The 19,073-nt window shown below is 54.8% G+C and carries 18 protein-coding genes; 5 read left to right on the plus strand and 13 right to left on the minus strand.

The window, feature by feature from the left end:
- Positions 1-14: 14 nt before the first annotated feature.
- Positions 15-1,277: an L-rhamnose isomerase gene (locus tag WFK85_RS09925; protein ID WP_336706691.1), complete on the minus strand. Its 1,263-nt coding sequence runs from the start codon at positions 1,275-1,277 to the stop codon at positions 15-17.
- Complete coding sequence (gene rhaB / locus WFK85_RS09930) at positions 1,274-2,746, minus strand: rhamnulokinase (RefSeq protein WP_336706692.1); 1,473 nt, start codon at positions 2,744-2,746, stop codon at positions 1,274-1,276. The genes WFK85_RS09925 and rhaB overlap by 4 nt, the downstream gene beginning before the upstream one ends.
- A 310-nt stretch (positions 2,747-3,056) precedes the next feature.
- Between rhaB and rhaS the strand changes: the two genes are divergently transcribed.
- Both rhaS and rhaR read left to right on the plus strand, forming a co-directional pair.
- Positions 3,057-3,893 carry an HTH-type transcriptional activator RhaS gene (rhaS, locus tag WFK85_RS09935; protein ID WP_336706693.1) on the plus strand — a complete coding sequence of 279 codons (837 nt, stop codon included), beginning with the start codon at positions 3,057-3,059 and terminating at the stop codon, positions 3,891-3,893.
- 73 nt (positions 3,894-3,966) lie between these two features.
- The gene (gene rhaR, locus WFK85_RS09940) at positions 3,967-4,809 is read left to right on the plus strand and encodes an HTH-type transcriptional activator RhaR (RefSeq protein WP_166994931.1); all 843 of its coding nucleotides are present in this window, start codon (positions 3,967-3,969) and stop codon (positions 4,807-4,809) included.
- Between the two features lie 2 nt (positions 4,810-4,811).
- Here rhaR and rhaT read toward each other — a convergent pair whose 3' ends face one another.
- On the minus strand, positions 4,812-5,849 hold the full coding sequence (gene rhaT, locus WFK85_RS09945) for an L-rhamnose/proton symporter RhaT (RefSeq protein ID WP_336706695.1): 1,038 nt from the start codon (positions 5,847-5,849) through the stop codon (positions 4,812-4,814).
- A 406-nt stretch (positions 5,850-6,255) separates the two neighbouring features.
- On the opposite strand from rhaT, the gene sodA reads away from it, so the two are divergent.
- Together sodA and yiiM are read left to right on the plus strand one after the other, a co-directional pair.
- The gene (gene sodA / locus WFK85_RS09950) at positions 6,256-6,876 is read left to right on the plus strand and encodes a superoxide dismutase [Mn] (RefSeq protein WP_008457716.1); all 621 of its coding nucleotides are present in this window, start codon (positions 6,256-6,258) and stop codon (positions 6,874-6,876) included.
- Between the two features lie 73 nt (positions 6,877-6,949).
- The gene (yiiM, locus tag WFK85_RS09955; RefSeq protein WP_336706696.1) at positions 6,950-7,627 is read left to right on the plus strand and encodes a 6-hydroxyaminopurine reductase; all 678 of its coding nucleotides are present in this window, start codon (positions 6,950-6,952) and stop codon (positions 7,625-7,627) included.
- An 86-nt stretch (positions 7,628-7,713) separates the two neighbouring features.
- Here yiiM and phoU read toward each other — a convergent pair whose 3' ends face one another.
- The 5 genes from phoU to pstS form a co-directional block, all read right to left on the minus strand.
- Complete coding sequence (gene phoU / locus WFK85_RS09960) at positions 7,714-8,439, minus strand: phosphate signaling complex protein PhoU (protein WP_008457720.1); 726 nt, start codon at positions 8,437-8,439, stop codon at positions 7,714-7,716.
- Positions 8,440-8,452: 13 nt separating this feature from the next.
- Positions 8,453-9,226 (minus strand): phosphate ABC transporter ATP-binding protein PstB, encoded by a 774-nt coding sequence (gene pstB / locus WFK85_RS09965; RefSeq protein WP_008457722.1) that lies wholly within the window; start codon positions 9,224-9,226, stop codon positions 8,453-8,455.
- A gap of 47 nt (positions 9,227-9,273) precedes the next feature.
- Entirely contained in the window at positions 9,274-10,164 is an 891-nt protein-coding gene (pstA, locus tag WFK85_RS09970; RefSeq protein ID WP_008457724.1) for a phosphate ABC transporter permease PstA, read from the minus strand.
- Positions 10,161-11,123 carry a phosphate ABC transporter permease PstC gene (gene pstC, locus WFK85_RS09975; protein ID WP_008457726.1) on the minus strand — a complete coding sequence of 321 codons (963 nt, stop codon included), beginning with the start codon at positions 11,121-11,123 and terminating at the stop codon, positions 10,161-10,163. The genes pstA and pstC overlap by 4 nt, the downstream gene beginning before the upstream one ends.
- A gap of 64 nt (positions 11,124-11,187) precedes the next feature.
- A complete protein-coding gene (gene pstS / locus WFK85_RS09980) occupies positions 11,188-12,228 on the minus strand; it encodes a phosphate ABC transporter substrate-binding protein PstS (protein ID WP_008457728.1) in 1,041 nt (346 codons plus the stop codon).
- Between the two features lie 192 nt (positions 12,229-12,420).
- On the opposite strand from pstS, the gene WFK85_RS09985 reads away from it, so the two are divergent.
- Complete coding sequence (locus WFK85_RS09985) at positions 12,421-12,804, plus strand: hypothetical protein (RefSeq protein ID WP_157141406.1); 384 nt, start codon at positions 12,421-12,423, stop codon at positions 12,802-12,804.
- Positions 12,805-12,867: 63 nt separating this feature from the next.
- On the opposite strand, the gene WFK85_RS09990 is transcribed toward WFK85_RS09985, so the two are convergent.
- The 5 genes from WFK85_RS09990 to atpD all read right to left on the minus strand — a co-directional run bounded on the left by WFK85_RS09990 (position 12,868) and on the right by atpD (position 19,041).
- Positions 12,868-13,275, minus strand: coding sequence for a cupin domain-containing protein (locus WFK85_RS09990; RefSeq protein WP_166994937.1), 408 nt, complete (start codon positions 13,273-13,275; stop codon positions 12,868-12,870).
- 169 nt (positions 13,276-13,444) lie between these two features.
- Positions 13,445-15,274, minus strand: coding sequence for a glutamine--fructose-6-phosphate transaminase (isomerizing) (gene glmS / locus WFK85_RS09995; protein ID WP_166994939.1), 1,830 nt, complete (start codon positions 15,272-15,274; stop codon positions 13,445-13,447).
- 279 nt (positions 15,275-15,553) lie between these two features.
- Positions 15,554-16,924: a bifunctional UDP-N-acetylglucosamine diphosphorylase/glucosamine-1-phosphate N-acetyltransferase GlmU gene (gene glmU, locus WFK85_RS10000; protein WP_166994941.1), complete on the minus strand. Its 1,371-nt coding sequence runs from the start codon at positions 16,922-16,924 to the stop codon at positions 15,554-15,556.
- Positions 16,925-17,219: 295 nt separating this feature from the next.
- Entirely contained in the window at positions 17,220-17,639 is a 420-nt protein-coding gene (locus tag WFK85_RS10005) for a F0F1 ATP synthase subunit epsilon (protein ID WP_008457739.1), read from the minus strand.
- A 19-nt stretch (positions 17,640-17,658) separates the two neighbouring features.
- Positions 17,659-19,041 (minus strand): F0F1 ATP synthase subunit beta, encoded by a 1,383-nt coding sequence (gene atpD, locus WFK85_RS10010; RefSeq protein ID WP_008457741.1) that lies wholly within the window; start codon positions 19,039-19,041, stop codon positions 17,659-17,661.
- Between the last annotated feature and the right edge of the window lie 32 nt (positions 19,042-19,073).

Here is a 19,073-nt window from a genome sequence, read left to right on the forward strand (position 1 = left end):
GGCCGGGGTGAGGGTCAATTCACGCGCTGCGCTAAAATTTGCTGTTCATACTGGCGAACAGTGCTCAGCCAGGAGGCATCCGCTGGAGTGTCGTGGCGCAGGCAGTACATCTCCCAGACGGCCTGCCACGGCAGACATTTCTGTTCTTCAAGCAGCGCCAGGCGGGCGGTGTAATCGCCTGCCAACTCCAGTTGGCGAAGCTGGGCTGTGGGCTCAAGCAGCGCCCGCAGCAGGGCTTTCTTCATGTTGCGCGTGCCGATAACCCAGGCCGCAACGCGGTTGATTGAGGCATCAAAGAAGTCGAGGCCAATGTGGACGCGGTCAAACAGGTTGTGACGGATGATTTCGCTGGCGATCGCCTGGGTTTCGTCGTCCAGCAGCACAACGTGGTCGCTGTCCCAACGCACCGGGCGGCTGACGTGCAGCAGCAGGCGCGGGATGTAGAGCATGGCGCTGGAGATTTTGTCGGATATCGCTTCGGTGGGATGGAAGTGGCCAGCATCGAGGCACAGGGCCGTCTGGCGGCTGGTGGCATAGCCGAAGTAAAACTCATTGGAACCGACGGTGTAGCTTTCCGCGCCGATACCGAACAGTTTGCTTTCCACCGCATCAATGTGGTGTGCCGGGTTAAGTTTTTCAGCCATGGCTTCATCCAGCGCCTCCACGAGACGCCTGCGCGGGCCCAGACGGTCGACGGTGATATCTTTCATGCCGTCCGGGATCCAGATATTCATCACCGATGGCGTTCCCAGCTGTTCGCCGAAGTAAGCCGATATTTTGCGGCAGGCTTTAACATGATCGATCCAGAACTGGCGGGTTTCATCCCTGGCGTGTGACAGCGTAAAACCGTCCGCACTTAGCGGATGAGAGAAGCAGGAAGGGTTAAAATCCAGCCCCATGCCATGGTTTTTAGCCCATTCAACCCAGTTTTTGAAATGCTCAGGCTTGATGCAGTCGCGAGAGACAGCCTCGTCGGACTCGAGATAAATCGCATGCAAATTCAATCGCTTTGGCCCGGGGATCAGGCTCAGAGCACAGTCCAGATCGGCGCGCAGTTCAGCCGGATTACGCGCTTTACCTGGGTAGTTGCCCGTGGCCTGGATGCCGCCGCTTAGCTCGCCTTCGGGGCTTTCAAACCCGGCGACGTCATCACCCTGCCAGCAGTGCATGGAGACTGGCAGGCGATCGAGCTGGCGTAAAACCTCCTCCGCATCAACGCCTGCTGCGGCAAAACGCTGTTTCGCCAGGGCCCAGGCTTCTTCGATTTGAGTGGTCATGCGTAAAGCTCCTTACGTGTCTGAATGTTTTGCCGTAGCTGCCCGACGTAGCGGCGAATGTCACTGTCCGGGTTCGGCATGAAGGAAATGAGATTGCTGTTTTGGCGCACGAGGTGGCGAAAGGCGTCTACGTCTGGAATCACGTCCAGCGCCATCAGCTGACAGCCAATGTTTCCCAGCGTTGAAGCCTCCACCGGCCCGGCAACAACAGGGATCCCACAGGCATCGGCACAAAGCTGGTTGAGGAAATGATTCTGGCTGCCGCCGCCGACAATATGCAGGCAGCCAAAAGGCTCGCCTCGCAACGCTTCCAGCTCGCGCAGTACCTCGGCATAGAGCAAGGCCAGGCTGTCAAAAATACAGCGCGCAAGCTCTGCATCGCTTTCCGGCACCGGCTGGTTCGCCTCACGGCAGGCGGCCTGAATTTCAAGGCTCATGTTGACCGGATTGATAAAGCGATCGTCGTTGGGGTTGATGGTGAAGCGGCAGCCGGGCAGACGCTGTGCCAGGGCAATAAGATCGGGGATATCCATTCCCGCGCTTTCGCGGAAAACGCGCTGCAGCAGCCACAGCCCCATGATGTTTTTCAGGACGCGATAACGCCCTTCTGCCCCACCTTCGTTAGTTATATTGGCCGCCAGCGCCGCCTCGCTGACGCAGGGCGTTTTGCTTTCAAAACCCATTAATGACCAGGTCCCGGAGGAGAGATAAGCGGCGTTTTCCCCGACCAGAGGAGCGGCAATTACCGCGCTGGCCGTATCGTGGGTAGCGACGCTGACTACCGGAATTTTGTTGCCTTCACGGCATTCCCACTCGCCGCTCATCACGCCGGGATGCGTGGGTGTGCCAAACCAACGCTCCGGCACCCCTGCCCAGGCCAGCAGCTGGCTGTCCCAGCTGTCCGTCTGGATGTTTATCATCTGAGTCGTGGTGGCGTTGGTGTATTCCCAGCTCATCACCCCGGTAAGCCGAAAACTGAAATAATCCGGGATCAGCAGCGCGCGAGCGGCTCGCTTTACCCAGTCCGGGTGCTGCTCTACCAGTGCACGAAGCTGATATAACGTGTTGAAAGGTAAAAATTGAATACCGCTGCGGCAGTAGATTTCTTCGCGCCCAAGCTCGCTGATAGCCCGAGCCATTACGCCGTCCGTCCGGTTATCGCGATAGGACACGGGCAGGCCCACTCGGCGGCCATTTTCATCAAGCAGAACGAAATCCACGCCCCAAGTGTCGATGCCAATGCTGTCGATTCGCACGCCTTCATCGCAGGCTTTTTGTAGCCCAAGGCGTATTTCAGCTTCGAGGCTGTCAAGATCCCAACAGTCATGGCCGTCAATGCGAATCAGGCTGTTGGTAAAGCGGTGAATTTCCCGCAGGGAGATCTGCCGGGCGGCTTGATCATAGCCCGCCAGCATCACGCGGCCGCTGGAGGCACCGAGATCGACGGCAACGCTGTGGCGAAAAGTCATGATGGGAGTCCTTATTGGCGTCATTGCCCATCAGTCTAAAAATGCCGCTCTGCCCCTGCCTTCATCCCAATGACAGCGTGCGTTCGCGCCTGGCAAAGAGGCAAAGATGAACGAGAGAGAGTTCACATATTTACTTTGCCCGCCTCGAAAGGCCGCGCTTCACGCCTGTGACCGCACACACATTTCCCGATAAAGCCCGTTTCATCTTCAAAAAAGAACGCTTTATGCACGATTTTGTGTCGAAAATTTAAGGTGATGCCGGGCGCGGTTCTCTACTATCGACCCATCGTTAGCACAGTGAGAAGCAATCATGACGGTATTACACAGCGTGGATTTTTTTCCAGACGCCGGGATATCGGTGGCCATTGAGCCCCGCCAGCCTCAGCCGGACTTCCCTGAGCACATCCATGATTTCAATGAAATCATTATTGTTGAACACGGCACCGGCTCCCATATTTTCAACGCGCAACCTTATACGCTGAGCGGCGGCTCCATCTGCTTTGTTCGCGATCACGATCATCATCAGTTTGAGCACACCGAAAACCTCTGCCTGACCAATATTCTGTACCGTGAGCCGGAAGCCTTTTGCTTTCTATCCGGGCTGCACAAACTCCTGCCGCAGGAACAAGACGGCTATTATCCGGCACACTGGCGGGTCAATCAGGGCGTATTGCGTCAGGTGAAAGGGTTTATCGAGCAGTTTGAGGCGCTGAGTTCGGAAAACACGGCGCCTGCCCTCGCCAGGCGAGAACTTCTCTTTATGCAGCTGCTGGTGTTGCTGAGCCAGGCGAATCAGGCAGACAATCGGGGCGGGGCCGACGAGCGCTTAAACCAGCTTCTTCTCTGGCTGGAAGATCACTCTTCGGAAGAGGTTTGCTGGGAGCAGCTGGCAGCCTCTTTTACGCTCTCGCTGAGAACCCTGCATCGCCTGTTAAATCAGAAAACCGGGCTCACGCCTCAGCGCTACCTCAACCGACTCCGTTTGATGAAAGCGCGTTATTTACTGCGACATAGCGAGGAAAGCGTGACGAATATCGCCTTTCAGTGCGGCTTTGGCGACAGTAACCATTTCTCCACGCTTTTTAAGCGAGAGTTTTCTTACTCTCCCAGGGTGGTACGCCAGGGCCGGGATACTCCGTTGGTATAACGTGGCTGACGTCACCGTATTTTAGGCGAAAAAAAGCAATGATTTCAGCCCATTCAGTCACGGAGCGACGTCTGTGCCAGGCCAGTTAGTGCTTAAAAAAGCGGATTTTTTTGCCTCCGATACGCAGCCGGTCGCGGTGGCCGATCGCTATCCTCAAAACGTTTTTGCCGAGCATACCCATGAATTTTGTGAACTGGTGGTGGTCTGGCGCGGCAACGGGCTGCACATTCTTAACGGCAGGCCCTGGCGCATCACCTGTGGCGATTTGTTCTACATTCGTGCGGAAGATAAGCACAGCTACGAATCAGTGCACGATCTGGTCCTGCATAACATTATTTACTGCCCGGAAAGGCTGGCGTTAAACGTTAACTGGGGGGATCTGCTGTCTAACCCTCCCCACGGCAGCGACAGCGATCCTCGCTGGCGGCTGGGTAGCCAGGGCATGGCGCAGGTACGTCAGATCATCGGGCAGCTCGAGCATGAAAGTCCGAAAACGGACCTCCTGTCACGCTGCCTGTCGGAAAGCTTGTTTTTACAACTGCTGATAACCCTGCGCCGCCATCGCTATCGGGTGGCCGATGCCGCCAGCCTGAGTGAGGGTGAAACGCTGGATCTGCTGATGGCCGCACTGGGAAACAGCCTTGAAGAGCCGTTTGATTTCGGGCTGTTTTGCCACCACCATCAGGTGACAGAGCGGCAGATGCGCTCCCTGTTTCGCCAGCAAACGGGCATGACGCTAAACCAGTATCTGCGCCAGCTCGGTATTTGCCAGGCGCAGTATCTGCTGCGCCACAGCGAGCTGTTAATCAGCGAGATTGCCGCCCAGTGCGGCTTCGAGGACAGTAACTATTTTTCCGTGGTGTTCACCAAAGAGACGGGCGTGACGCCAAGGTTATGGCGCCAGCGTTTTCGTTAGCCTCATCCGTTCGCCATGCCCAGGCCGACGATATTGGCAGCAAGAATGATCGTCAGGCAGCCCATCGCCAGTACGCCAACCGGCCTGCGCCCCGCGGACTTCCACTCCTTCATGATTAACCCTACCAGCCCGCCGCAGAGCACGTAGAAGCTCATATGCAGCATCCAGCTCATGTAGTCATACTGTGCCGGAATTTTAGCGTGCCCCCAGGCGTAGAAGAAGAATTGCAGGTACCACATCAGGCCGCCAAGTGCCGATAAAATCAGGTTGGTAACAATCAGCGATTTTGCCAGCGAGAAATCGGCTTTTACCGACAAGTTTTTTACTTTTACCAGTCGGATGAAGCAAAAGCCCAGATTAATAACGGCGCCGCCCCCCATGATCACCACATAGCTTGGCAGGGCAATATAAAGCGGATCGACGCCCAGATTCGACGCCGCCTGATGCATGGGCTTCGCTGCATCCATCGCAAATGACATACCGGCGGAGAAAATGCCGCACATCATTGCCAGCAGCAGCCCTTTTTTCAGGTTAAATTCTTCCGCTTTAATCCCCATCTGACGCTCTTTTAGCAGCCCAGCCCAGGTCACAATAGCCACGCCGATAAGCGCCACCAGCACGCCAAGGAGCGTCATGCGTCCGCCTGGCGTACCCGTCAGCATGGCAAATTTGCCATTGATGATCGGGGTCAGTAATGTGCCGACAATCAGCGTGATGCCGATAGCGACGCCAATCCCCATCGACATCCCCAGATAGCGCATCGTCAGGCCATAATTGATATTACCGATGCCCCACATGGCACCAAACAAAAACACCGGCAGCAGCGTGGCCACGCTGAACGACCCGTAATACCCCCAGAAATCGGGTAGCAGTACGGCACTCACCGCCCACGGCAGGATAAGCCAGGAGAAAATCCCGCCGACGGACCACATGGTTTCCCAGGACCAGTGCCGCACTTTTTTAAACGGGGCATAAAAACAGGCGGCGCTGGCGGCGCCGATCAGATGCCACAGGATCCCCATCGTGATTGCATTGCTCATGATTAACCCTCGCTGTTTTTGGGCCGTCGCCTCTGCGACAGCCTGCAATGTCAACGAGTCTAAAGAGTGAGCTGCGGGCCAACCTTCAGGGCAATGCCGCGCGCCCGATGAAGCTGGCAAAATTCAGCGAGTGCCGCCGATGGCGATCACAATTTGTACTCCTCTCGGGTTCTTCTCATGCCGTTACGTCACGACCGGGTAACAATTCGCCGTTACTCTGGGAAAATGGCTTTTTACCCGCTGCGTTATAGCCGTAAGCCGTGGTTTCATGAAGAAAAGTTATAACCACACGCTAAGTACGGCATTGATAAACATTTTCAATATCATTTAATTAACTATAATGAACCGACTGATTACGCGGCGTTAACAGCATTACAGCCGCTCTACGTTAATGGAGACGATGAATATGAGCTATACACTGCCATCCCTGCCTTACGCTTACGACGCGCTGGAACCGCATTTCGACAAAGAAACCATGGAAATCCACCACAGCAAACACCACCAGGCTTATGTCAACAACGCGAACGCCGCGCTGGAATCCCTGCCTGAGTTTGCCAGCCTGTCTGCTGAAGAACTGATCGCTAAACTGGATCAGCTGCCTGCGGATAAGAAAACCGTACTGCGTAACAACGCCGGTGGCCACGCTAACCACAGCTTCTTCTGGAAAGGCCTGAAAAAAGGTACCGAGCTGAAAGGTGACCTGAAAGCCGCTATCGAGCGCGATTTCGGCAGCGTTGACGCGTTCAAAGCTGAGTTCGAAAAAGCAGCCGCTACCCGTTTCGGCTCCGGCTGGGCGTGGCTGGTACTGAAAGGCGACAAACTGGCTGTAGTTTCTACTGCAAACCAGGACAGCCCGCTGATGGGCGAAGCTATCTCCGGCGCTTCCGGCTTCCCGATTGTGGGCCTGGACGTTTGGGAACACGCTTACTACCTGAAATTCCAGAACCGTCGCCCGGACTACGCGAAAGAGTTCTGGAACGTGGTTAACTGGGACGAAGCAGCAGCACGTTTCGCCGCTAAAAAATAAGGTTGCAATCCGACCTTAGAGAAGCGAGCCTGATGGCTCGCTTTTTTTATGTCTATTTCGCAGGGAGTCGCTTATGCATCGCTATCCGCTTCAGGTTTACGTTGGCCAGATCCGTGCTTACGAAGGGAGTCGGCCCAGCGCCATCGCCAAGGTGCAGGTGGACGGCGAACTTCGCCTGACCGAGCTTGGGCTGGAGGGCGACGAGCAGGCGGAGAAAGTGATTCACGGCGGGCCAGACAGGGCGCTGTGCCACTATCCGCGCGAGCATTATCAGCACTGGGCGCATCTCTTCCCGGATAAAAGCGATTTGTTTAACGCCCCGGCCTTCGGCGAAAACCTGTCCACGGAAGGGATGACGGAAAAGAACGTCTGTATGGGGGATATTTACCGCTGGGGTGAAGCGCTGATTCAGGTGACTCAGCCTCGTTCGCCCTGCTTTAAGCTGAACTACCATTTTGGCGTAGAGGATATGGCAACGCGGATGCAGGAAGCGGGCTACTGCGGCTGGCTTTATCGCGTGATTCTGGCGGGGAATGTTTCCGCCGATGCACCGCTGGAACTGGCCTCTCGCGTTAGCGACGTGACGGTGGCAGAAGCTATCGCCATTGCCTGGCATATGCCGTTTGATGATTCACAGTATCATCGGCTTTTGTCAGCGGCTGGGTTGTCGGTAAGCTGGAGCAGAACGATGCAGAAGCGCAGAATTTCAGGGAAGATCGAGGATAATTCTCGGCGTTTGTTCGGGAAGTAACGGCCCCTCACCCCAGCCCTCTCCCAAAGGGGAGAGGGGGGAAGAAGCGTCGACCCCTCTCCTTTTAGGAGAGGGAACGGAAATGCTTACTCTTTCGGATCTTTACCCGCCAGCAGCTTGTCCAGCTCATCCCCGCCCACGTGACGGAAATCCTGCCCCTTCACGAAGTAGAAGATGTATTCGCAGATGTTCTGGCAGCGGTCACCGATACGCTCGATGGAGCGGGCGCAGAACAGCGCGGTCAGCACGCTTGGAATGGTACGGGAGTCTTCCATCATGTAGGTCATCAGCTGACGCACGATGCCTTCATATTCCTGGTCAACTTTCTTGTCTTCGCGGTAAATACGCACCGCTTCGTCCAGATCCATACGCGCAAAAGCGTCCAGCACGTCGTGCAGCATCTGCACGGTGTGGCGCCCCAGCGATTCCAGGCTGACCAACAGCGGCTGGTGCTGCTGGGAGAACTTCTCCAGCGCGGTGCGGCAAATTTTGTCCGCTACGTCGCCAATACGTTCCAGCTCGGCGATGGTTTTGATGATCGCCATCACCAGGCGCAGGTCGCTGGCGGTAGGCTGGCGCTTGGCGATGATACGCACGCAGGCTTCATCGATCGCCACTTCCATCATGTTGACCTTCTGGTCACCGGCGATAACGCGCTTCGCCAGCTCGCTGTCCTGGTTGTGCATCGCGGTGATCGCGTCAGAGAGCTGTTGTTCCACCAGCCCGCCCATCGTCATCACCTGAGTACGGATGTACTCCAGCTCGGCGTTGAACTGGCCAGAAATGTGTTTGTTTAAGTTGAGGTTATCCATCGCGCTCTCCAAATCAACCGTAGCGGCCAGTAATGTAATCTTCGGTTTGTTTCTTCGCTGGCGTAGTAAACAGCGTATCGGTTTCGCTGAATTCGATCAGCTCGCCGAGGTACATAAACGCCGTGTGGTCAGAACAACGCGCCGCCTGCTGCATGTTGTGGGTCACGATCACTACGGTATAGTCTTCTTTCAGCTCGGTGATCAGCTCTTCAATACGCCCGGTGGAGATCGGGTCAAGCGCGGAACACGGCTCATCCAGCAGCAGAACTTCCGGGCGAATCGCGATGCCGCGAGCGATGCACAGACGCTGCTGCTGACCACCGGAGAGGCTATAGCCGCTCTGGTGCAGTTTATCTTTAGTTTCGTTCCACAGCGCGGCTTTGGTCAATGCCCACTGCACGCGTTCATCCATGTCGCTGCGGGACAGCTTTTCAAACAGACGCACGCCAAAAGCGATGTTGTCGTAGATGGACATCGGGAACGGCGTCGGCTTCTGGAAGACCATGCCGACTTTGGCACGCAGCAGGGCGATGTCCTGGCTCTGGGTGAGAATATTTTCTCCATCCAGCAGGATTTCACCTTCTGCACGCTGCTCAGGGTAGAGCGAGTACATTTTGTTAAAGGTGCGCAGCAGGGTGGATTTACCACAGCCTGACGGCCCAATGAAGGCGGTAACCTGGTTCTTCGCGATATCCAGATTGATGTTCTTCAGGGCGTGGAACTTACCGTAATAGAAGTTCAGATCGCGAACCTGGATTTTGCCTGGGGCTAAATCAACCTTACTCATCTGTGTCTTAATCTCCGTCCGGCGCCGCGAGGGCCGCGCCGTAAAATTTAACCGTGTTTACTCTTCGAGAAAATCACGCGCGCCAGAATGTTCAGCAGCAGCACGCAGAGGGTAATGATCAGCACCCCTGCCCAGGCCAGCTGTTGCCACTCGGCAAACGGGCTCATCGCAAATTTGAAAATGGTCACCGGCAGGTTGGCGATAGGCTGCATCATGTCCGTGCTCCAGAACTGGTTGGAGAGGGAGGTGAAGAGCAGCGGAGCGGTTTCGCCAGCGATACGGGCAATCGCCAGCAGCACGCCGGTGATAATCCCGGAGACGGACGCCTTAAGCGTAATCGCGGAGATCATCTTCCATTTTGGTGTTCCCAGTGCGTAAGCGGCTTCGCGCAGGCTGTCCGGCACCAGTTTCAGCATGTTTTCAGTGGTACGAATGACGATAGGCACCTGCAGCAGCGCCAGCGCAATCACGCCCGCCCAGCCGGAGAAGTGTTCCATTTTCGCCACCACAATGGTGTAAACGAACAGACCGACCACAATCGATGGGGCGGACAGAAGAATGTCGTTAATAAAACGAATCACTTCGGCCAGGGCGGATTTACGGCCATATTCGGCCAGATAAATCCCGGCCATGATGCCCAGCGGCGTACCGATAACGGTCGCCCACAGGATCAGCAGGCCGCTGCCCGCCAGGGCGTTAGCCAGGCCACCGCCCGCGGTATTAGGCGGAGGCGTCATTTCGGTAAACAGCGCCAGCGACATGCCGTCGATGCCGCGGGTTACCGTGGAAAACAGGATCCACACCAGCCAAAACAGACCGAACACCATGGTCGCCATAGAGAGCGTCAGGGCGATACGGTTCTTCATGCGGCGACGCGCCTGCATTTTGCGGCGCGACTCAGCCAGTGCCGCGCTGCTTTGCATTTCCATCGTGGTCATGAGCGAGCCCCTTCGTTTTTCGCCAGGCGCATAATCATGAACTTAGAGATAGCCAGTACGATAAAGGTAATCACAAACAGAATTAGGCCAAGCTCCATCAGCGCGGCGGTATGCAGGCCGGATTCTGCTTCGGCAAATTCGTTCGCCAGCGCAGAGGTAATACTGTTGCCCGGCATATACAGTGAGGCGCTGTCGAGCTGGTAGGTGTTGCCGATGATAAAGGTCACCGCCATGGTTTCACCCAGCGCACGGCCAAGGCCAAGCATCACGCCGCCGATAACGCCGTTTTTGGTGAACGGCAAAACAATGCGCCAGATAACTTCCCAGGTGGTACAGCCGATGCCGTAGGCCGATTCTTTCATCATCACTGGCGTTTGTTCGAAGACATCGCGCATCACGGAGGCAATGTAAGGGATGATCATAATGGCGAGGATCACGCCGGCGGCAAGAATGCCGATACCAAACGCAGGGCCAGAGAACAGCGCGCCAACGATAGGCACGGCAGAGAGCACGTTGCCTACGGGTTCCTGGAAGTAAGTCGCGAACAGGGGAGCAAAGATAAACAGGCCCCACATGCCGTACACGATACTTGGAATGGCCGCCAGCAGTTCAATGGCGATACCCAGCGGGCGCTTCAGCCAGCCAGGCGCAAGTTCTGTCAGGAACAGCGCGATACCAAAGCTCACCGGAACCGCAATCAGCAGTGCGATAAACGAGGTTACGAGGGTTCCGTAGATCGGCACCAGTGCGCCGAAGACTTCATTAGGGGCATCCCACTCTTTGGACCAGAGGAAAGAGAAGCCAAACTTCTCAATGCTCGGCAGCGAGGAGATAAACAGCGAGATGATAATCCCACCCAGCAGAAATAGCACAATCAGCGCAGCCAGTCTTACCAGCGCACTGAAAATTACATCGCCTTGTTTGCCAGGGGCTTTAAACGTCGGCTTAGTCACAGCCATAGCGTACTCTTCGTAGTTGCTGAATAAACCGGGGTAACATACCTGTTACCCCAGATTTTTGCACTTAGTACAGCGCCTTACCGGAACTGTCTTTTACATTGGTCTTCCATGCAGCGCGAACTTGCTCAACCACAGAGGCTGGCAGCGTTGCGTAATCCAGGGCGTTAGCTTCTTTCGCGCCAGATTTGTATGCCCAGTCAAAGAACTTCAGCACTTCTGCGCCCTGCTCAGGGTTTTTCTGCTCTTTGTGGACCAGGATGAAGGTGGTGGAGGTGATTGGCCACGCTTCGTCACCTTTCTGGTTGGTCAGATCCTGTGCGAAGGATTTGCTCCAGTCAGCGCCTTTAGCCGCGTTAGCAAAGTTTGCTTCGGTCGGGCTAACTGGCTTACCGTCAGCGGACAGCAGCTTGGTGTAAGTCAGGTTGTTCTGCTTAGCATAAGCGTATTCAACGTAGCCAATGGAGCCTGGCAGACGCTGTACGAAGGCTGCGATGCCGTCGTTGCCTTTGCCGCCCAGACCGGTTGGCCAGTTAACGGTAGAGCCTGCGCCAATTTTAGATTTCCACTCTTCGTTCACTTTAGACAGGTAGCTGGTGAACACGAAGGAAGTACCGGAGCCGTCAGCACGACGAACAACCGCGATGTTCTGATCCGGCAGTTTGTGGCCTGGGTTCAGCTTAGCAATCGCCGGGTCGTTCCATTTTTTGATGGTACCCAGGTAGATGTCACCCAGGGTTTTGCCGTCCAGAACCAGCTCGCCAGACTTGAAGCCAGGCAGGTTAACCGCCAGCACTACGCCACCGATTACGGTAGGGAACTGGAACAGGCCTTCTTGCTGTAATTTGTCATCCGCCAGAGGGGCGTCAGAAGCGCCGAAGTCAACGGTGTTAGCAATGATTTGCTTCACGCCGCCGGAGGAACCGATACCCTGGTAGTTCACCTTGTTACCAGTTTCTTTCTGGTAGGTATCTGCCCACTTGGCATACACCGGCGCAGGGAAGGTTGCACCAGCGCCAGTCAGGCTTGCAGCTGCAAACGCAGTAGAAGCGCTCAGAGATAAGGTCGCGGCGACAACAGTTGCGACAGTGGTACGCATAACGTTCATAATGTCTCCTGCCAGATGTTCGTAAATTGTTGTTTAATTGAATACAGGGTAGAAAATAGGACAGTTTGGTGACAGTTAAATGTACGAATTATGACAGTTTTATGACAATCCGCTCAGCGCCATAAAAAAACACACAACCCCATGTTTTTTAAAGCATCATTAAATTCAGTTTATTTAAAAAGGTGTTTAAAAATGAAAGCCTATCTGTCTGTATTATGTACGATATCACTCATTATGACAGCCTCTACCGTTTACGCTGATGCCGTTGAAGCACGTAATACGGATAGTTTCAGCTCAACGCTCGCCACCTTTTCAGGAAGTAATACCCTCGTCCCTACATCGATTAAGGAAAGCACAATTGTCGAGATGAAGGATCGCCTGGAAAAGTTGCAGTCAAATTACGACGGTAGCGTCAGGAAAATAGATGAGCAGGAAACCAGGCTGGATGAGATGAAAAACAAACTGTCTCAAATGGAAAGTAAAGCCAATGAGCAGCAATCCAAAATGGACAGCCTGAAGCGGGATAACGAGCAGCTTTCCCGCAAGATTGATGAACTCGCCCAGAAAATTAAATAACAAAAAAGCCCTCAACTGCGTAGAGGGCTTCTCTATGACTCCGCGACAATTTATCCGGCGACGCTAGAGCACGTCTCTGTCCAGCTCGGGCATCATCACCACGCTCTCCTGCTCGTTAGGATCGGTCCGCGAAATAATCACCACCGCAGGCTCATCGGTATTGTTGTAAGGCAGGTGCGGGGTATCCATTGGGATATAAAGAAAACTGCCGGCGGGAAGCTCAAGAAAATGCTCCAGCCCATCGCCATAAAGCACCGACGAAGTTCCGCTCAGGGCATAAATTGCGGTTTCATGGTGTTCGTGCTTGTGGGCTTTAGCCTGCGAACGAGGAGGTATGGTCGCCAGCTGCATATGGATATGCTGTGAATCGACGGCCTCCTTTGAAACACCTACCTGATAAGAAAGCCCCTGCTTGCCTATAAATACTGGCTGCGGCTTGACCAGCCGACAGTGAGGTTTGTTTGCCGACATTTGTTGTTTCCCGCTCAGAAATAAAAACACCCTGCAAACTCGCCGTTCGCAGGGTGGATGCGAAAGCTAACCCGGTATTTCTCCCGAGGTTAGCTTCGTTTATAGCATTATTGATCTGGTGAGAAACGGCTTTTCCATCCGCTAATCGCGACTGATTAGTGACAAAAAATTACTCAACCGTTACTGATTTCGCCAGGTTACGCGGCTGATCCACGTCGGTGCCTTTGATCAGCGCCACGTGGTAGGACAGCAGTTGCAGCGGCACGGTGTAGAAGATAGGCGCAATAACCTCTTCCACATGCGGCATCTCGATGATGTGCATGTTGTCGCTGCTGGTAAAGCCGGCGTCACGGTCGGCGAACACATACAGCTGGCCACCGCGGGCGCGAACCTCTTCGATGTTGGATTTCAGTTTTTCCAACAGCTCGTTGTTCGGAGCCACAACGATAACCGGCATATCAGCATCGATCAGCGCCAGCGGGCCGTGCTTCAGCTCGCCTGCCGCATAGGCTTCAGCGTGAATATAGGAGATCTCTTTCAGCTTCAGCGCACCTTCCATGGCGATCGGGTACTGATCGCCACGACCAAGGAACAGCGCATGATGTTTGTCAGAGAAATCTTCCGCCAGCTGCTCAATGCGTTTGTCCTGGGACAGCATTTGCTCGATACGGCTTGGCAGCGCCTGCAGGCCATGTACGATATCTTGCTCAACCTGTGCATCAGCGCCTTTCAGGCGGCTCAGCTTAGCCACCAGCATCAACAATACGGTCAGTTGAGTGGTAAACGCTTTGGTTGAGGCCACGCCGATTTCCGTTCCGGCATTGGTCATCAGCGCCAGGTCGGATTCACGCACCAGAGAAGAGCCTGCCACGTTACAAATCGCCAGCGAACCGAGATAGCCCAGCTCTTTGGAAAGGCGCAGCGCCGCGAGGGTGTCCGCCGTTTCGCCAGACTGGGAAAGGGTGATCATCAGGCTGTTGCGGCGCACCGCAGATTTGCGGTAGCGGAATTCAGAGGCGATTTCGACATCGCAAGGCACGCCGGCCAGCGCTTCAAACCAGTAGCGGGAAACCATGCCTGAGTTATAGGACGTACCGCAGGCTACGATTTGAATATGCTCAACTTGAGAGAGCATTTCATTGGCTTTTGGCCCCAGCTCCGTCAAATCCACTTCACCGTGGCTGATGCGCCCGGCCAGGGTGTTTTTGATGGCGTTCGGCTGCTCGTAGATCTCTTTCTGCATGTAATGACGGTAAATGCCTTTGTCGCCCGCGTCATACTGCAGATTGGATTCGATGTCCGGGCGCTGAACCTGCTCGCCTTTGGTATCAAAAACGGTCACTGCGCGGCGCGTCACTTCGGCGATATCGCCCTCTTCAAGGAAGATGAAGCGGCGGGTCACCGGCAGCAGCGCCAGCTGATCGGAGGCGATAAAGTTTTCACCCATGCCCAGGCCGATGACCATCGGGCTACCGGAACGCGCGGCCAGCAGCACATCCGGGTTACGGGTATCCATGATTACGGTGCCATAAGCGCCGCGAAGCTGAGGAATAGTGCGAAGGACAGCGTCGCGCAGCGTGCCACCCTGCTCCAGTTCCCAATGCACCAGATGAGCAATAACTTCGGTATCCGTCTGGGAGACAAACGTGTAGCCGCGAGACTGCAGCGCTTCACGCAGCGGCTCGTGGTTTTCGATAATACCGTTGTGTACGACCACAATGTGGTCGGAAACATGTGGGTGAGCATTAATTTCTGAAGGTTCGCCGTGCGTTGCCCAACGGGTATGGGCAATCCCGGTGCCGCCATGCAGAGCCGTTTCTTCCGCTGCTTCCGCCAGTTTCTGTACTTTACCCAGACGACGCAGACGGGTCATGTGACCTTTGTCGTCAACAACCGCCAGGCCCGCAGAGTCGTACCCGCGGTATTCCAGACGACGAAGCCCTTCGAGAAGGATTTCAGCGATATCACGTTGCGCCACTGCGCCAACAATTCCACACATAATTTTTAAGTCCTGATAATGGCGTTAGCCATGTGTTGTCGCTGACCTGTTTATTCCGGTTTTCCGGAGCCCCGAGCCTTGTAGAGAGTGGGGTTATTTTTATGGTTACTGCCTTTGGGAGGGGCGTTTTCAAGAACGCCCCTCACCCCAGCCCTCTCCCTGGAAGGGAGAGGGAGGAAATCTGTGTTTTGTTCAGCTCCCTGGCCCTTAGAGAGGAAGGGAAAGCCATCTCAGTCCAGTTCCCTCTCCCTTTGGGGAGAGGGTTAGGGTGAGGGGAAATTACTTTTTCTTAACCGGACGCTGCCAGCCCTGAATGTGTTTCTGTTTTACGCGGCTGATCACCAGTTCATTTTCAGCAATGTCGCGCGTCACTGTCGTCCCGGCGCCAATGGTGACACCGCTGGCCACGGTAACCGGGGCCACCAGTTGAGTATCAGAGCCAACAAACACGTCATCGCCAATGATCGTTTTATGTTTGTTCGCGCCGTCGTAATTGCAGGTAATTGTGCCTGCACCGATGTTCACGTTGTCGCCAATTTCGGCATCACCGAGGTAGCTCAAATGGCCCGCTTTAGAACCTTTCCCCAGACGAGCTTTCTTCATTTCAACGAAGTTGCCCACGTGAGCGCCTTCCGCTAGTTCCGCGCCAGGGCGCAGGCGGGCAAATGGCCCGATGGTGCAAGCGGCTTCAAGCGTCGCATCTTCAATAACCGTATACGGACTGATTTCGCAGTCATCACCGATAACGGCATTTTTAATCACGCAGCCGGTCCCAATCTTCACGCGGTTACCCAGCGTAACGCGGCCTTCCACAATGACATTAGTATCTATTTCAACATCGCGCCCGTGCGTGAATTCACCGCGTAGATCGAACCGAGCCGGATCGCGGAGCATAACGCCCGCCAGCAGCAGCTTATCGGCCTGCTCCGTCTGGTAAACGCGTTCCAGGCGAGAAAGCTGCAGGCGGTTATTCACGCCTTCAACTTCACTCAGGCGATCCGGATGAACGGCGGCAATCTCACGCCCTTCACCATGAGCCAGAGCAATAATGTCCGTGATGTAAAACTCGCCCTGGGCGTTGTTGTTATCCAGCTTGCCGAGCCAGCGTTTCAGATCTGCGCCGTTAGCCACCAGAATCCCGGTGTTGATTTCATTGATTTTGCGCTGTTCTTCACTGGCGTCTTTATGCTCAACGATGCCAACGACCTTGCCATTTTCCCGCGCAATGCGGCCATAGCCGGTCGGATCATCAAGCTTAACGGTCAGCAAACCAATGCCGCCCTGCGGTTTAGCTTCACGCAGGCGCTGTAAAGTTTCGACGGAGATCAGCGGCACATCGCCGTACAGCATCAGAATGTCTTCGTCATCGGCAAAGAACGGTGCCGCCATCTGCATCGCGTGGCCGGTTCCCAGCTGCTCCGCCTGCAGTACCCAGTTAAGCGAGCCGTCGTTCAGGGTTTGCTTTAGCAGATCCCCGCCGTGGCCATACACTAGGTTCACCCGCTGAGCACCTAATTTATTAGCGGCGTCAATGACATGCTGAACCATTGGCTTCCCAGCCAGCGTGTGCAGCACCTTTGGAAGATCTGAGTACATGCGGGTTCCTTTGCCGGCGGCAAGAATAACCACGCTCATTGCGCTGTTTGACATACGTGTCCTGAATCTGTTTAGTGTGTGAAGTAAAGCGATTTAGCCTTGAAAATTCTACATATTTTGCACCAAAAAATACGTTGCTGCTAATTTCACCGCCTTGAGATTATCTGCGTCTTTTATAGCAGTAATCGCGGCAGAATCCATAAGAATTAAGGCCGAAACAGGGGCTAAACACCCCGAAAAAACCGCTATCTAGCTGGTTTTATGGTTATTTTGAGCATGGAATAAAGCTGAGAAATAAAAAATGCCAGTCAGGTTTCCCGGACTGGCATTTGTCTTTTCAAGCAGGTAGTTACATCGCTTTTTTGGTTAACTCGATAACGCGCAGTTTGGCGATCGCTTTAGCCAGTTCAGCAGAAGCCTGAGCGTAATCCACGTCACCGTGGGAGCTGTGCATGTGCTCTTCAGCTTTGCGTTTCGCTTCCAGGGCACGCGCTTCGTCGAGATCCTGACCGCGAATTGCGGTGTCAGCCAGGACGGTTACGTTACCCGGCTGAACTTCCAGAACACCGCCGGACAGGTAGATAAACTCTTCATGTCCGTGCTGTTTAACGATGCGAATCATACCAGGCTTAATGGCGGTGAGCAGCGGGGCGTGACCTGGGTAGATACCCAGCTCACCTTCGCTACCCGTTACCTGGATCTTTTCGACCAGACCGGAGAACATTTGCTGCTCCGCGCTGACGACGTCCAGGTGGTAAGTCATAGCCATGTCACCCTCCGATTAGGCGTTAAAGTTTTTTCGCTTTCTCAACGGCTTCGTCGATGGAGCCAACCATGTAGAACGCCTGCTCTGGCAGATGGTCGTATTCGCCGTCCATGATGCCTTTAAAGCCACGGATGGTATCTTTCAGCGAAACGTATTTGCCTGGAGAACCGGTAAAGACTTCTGCTACGAAGAATGGCTGAGACAGGAAGCGCTGGATCTTACGCGCACGTGCTACAACCAGTTTGTCTTCTTCGGACAGTTCGTCCATACCCAGAATCGCGATGATGTCTTTCAGTTCCTGGTAACGCTGCAGGATAGACTGAACGCCACGAGCGGTATCGTAGTGCTCCTGACCAACAACCAGTGGATCCAGCTGGCGGCTGGTGGAGTCCAGCGGGTCAACTGCCGGGTAAATACCCAGAGATGCGATCTGACGGCTCAGCGTAACGGTTGAGTCCAGGTGCGCAAAGGTGGTCGCCGGAGACGGGTCAGTCAAGTCATCCGCAGGAACGTAAACGGCCTGTACGGAGGTGATAGAACCGGTCTTGGTGGAGGTAATACGCTCCTGAAGAACACCCATCTCTTCTGCCAGAGTTGGCTGATAACCTACCGCAGAAGGCATACGACCCAGCAGTGCAGATACTTCTGTACCGGCCAGGGTATAACGGTAGATGTTATCAACGAACAGCAGAACGTCGCGGCCTTCGTCACGGAATTTTTCCGCGATGGTCAGACCGGTCAGCGCTACGCGCAGACGGTTACCTGGTGGCTCGTTCATCTGGCCGTAAACCAGTGCTACTTTATCCAGAACGTTGGAATCGGTCATTTCGTGGTAGAAGTCGTTACCCTCACGAGTACGTTCACCCACGCCCGCAAACACGGAATAACCGGAGTGCTCGATCGCGATGTTACGGATCAGCTCCATCATGTTTACGGTTTTACCTACGCCCGCACCACCGAACAGACCAACTTTACCGCCCTTAGCGAACGGACAAATCAGGTCGATAACTTTGATGCCGGTTTCCAGCAGTTCCTGAGAGCTGGACAGCTCTTCGTAGGAAGGTGCTGCACGGTGAATAGCCCAACGGTCTTCTTCGCCGATGTCGCCTTTCATGTCGATTGGCTGACCCAGCACGTTCATGATACGGCCCAGGGTCGCTTTACCTACCGGGACTTCGATCGGGTGCTCGAGGTCATTGACTTGCAGACCGCGACGCAGACCGTCGGAGGAACCCATTGCGATGGTACGCACGATACCGCCGCCGAGCTGCTGCTGAACTTCCAGCACCAGCTTCTCATTGTTGTTCTGTACCTCAAGCGCGTCATAAACGCGCGGTACGCCGTCCTGAGGGAACTCGACGTCCACCACGGCGCCGATTACCTGGACAATCTTTCCAGTAGCCATCTTGAATCCTCTACGTAATTCGTTTACCCGTC

The organism is Cedecea sp. VD22 (genome assembly GCF_037150195.1).
Classification (GTDB): domain Bacteria; phylum Pseudomonadota; class Gammaproteobacteria; order Enterobacterales; family Enterobacteriaceae; genus Cedecea.

Bases quoted from the DNA above. Each gene is read 5' to 3' on its own strand.
- WFK85_RS09925 (WP_336706691.1), bottom strand. From the start codon at position 1,277: ATGACCACTCAAATCGAAGAAGCCTGGGCCCTGGCGAAACAGCGTTTT.
- rhaB (WP_336706692.1), bottom strand. From the start codon at position 2,746: ATGACTTTTCGCCACAGCGTTGCCGTCGATCTCGGTGCCTCCAGCGGC.
- rhaS (WP_336706693.1), top strand. From the start codon at position 3,057: ATGACGGTATTACACAGCGTGGATTTTTTTCCAGACGCCGGGATATCG.
- rhaT (WP_336706695.1), bottom strand. From the start codon at position 5,849: ATGAGCAATGCAATCACGATGGGGATCCTGTGGCATCTGATCGGCGCC.
- sodA (WP_008457716.1), top strand. From the start codon at position 6,256: ATGAGCTATACACTGCCATCCCTGCCTTACGCTTACGACGCGCTGGAA.
- yiiM (WP_336706696.1), top strand. From the start codon at position 6,950: ATGCATCGCTATCCGCTTCAGGTTTACGTTGGCCAGATCCGTGCTTAC.
- phoU (WP_008457720.1), bottom strand. From the start codon at position 8,439: ATGGATAACCTCAACTTAAACAAACACATTTCTGGCCAGTTCAACGCC.
- pstB (WP_008457722.1), bottom strand. From the start codon at position 9,226: ATGAGTAAGGTTGATTTAGCCCCAGGCAAAATCCAGGTTCGCGATCTG.
- pstA (WP_008457724.1), bottom strand. From the start codon at position 10,164: ATGACCACGATGGAAATGCAAAGCAGCGCGGCACTGGCTGAGTCGCGC.
- pstC (WP_008457726.1), bottom strand. From the start codon at position 11,123: ATGGCTGTGACTAAGCCGACGTTTAAAGCCCCTGGCAAACAAGGCGAT.
- pstS (WP_008457728.1), bottom strand. From the start codon at position 12,228: ATGAACGTTATGCGTACCACTGTCGCAACTGTTGTCGCCGCGACCTTA.
- WFK85_RS09985 (WP_157141406.1), top strand. From the start codon at position 12,421: ATGAAAGCCTATCTGTCTGTATTATGTACGATATCACTCATTATGACA.
- WFK85_RS09990 (WP_166994937.1), bottom strand. From the start codon at position 13,275: ATGTCGGCAAACAAACCTCACTGTCGGCTGGTCAAGCCGCAGCCAGTA.
- glmS (WP_166994939.1), bottom strand. From the start codon at position 15,274: ATGTGTGGAATTGTTGGCGCAGTGGCGCAACGTGATATCGCTGAAATC.
- glmU (WP_166994941.1), bottom strand. From the start codon at position 16,924: ATGTCAAACAGCGCAATGAGCGTGGTTATTCTTGCCGCCGGCAAAGGA.
- WFK85_RS10005 (WP_008457739.1), bottom strand. From the start codon at position 17,639: ATGGCTATGACTTACCACCTGGACGTCGTCAGCGCGGAGCAGCAAATG.
- atpD (WP_008457741.1), bottom strand. From the start codon at position 19,041: ATGGCTACTGGAAAGATTGTCCAGGTAATCGGCGCCGTGGTGGACGTC.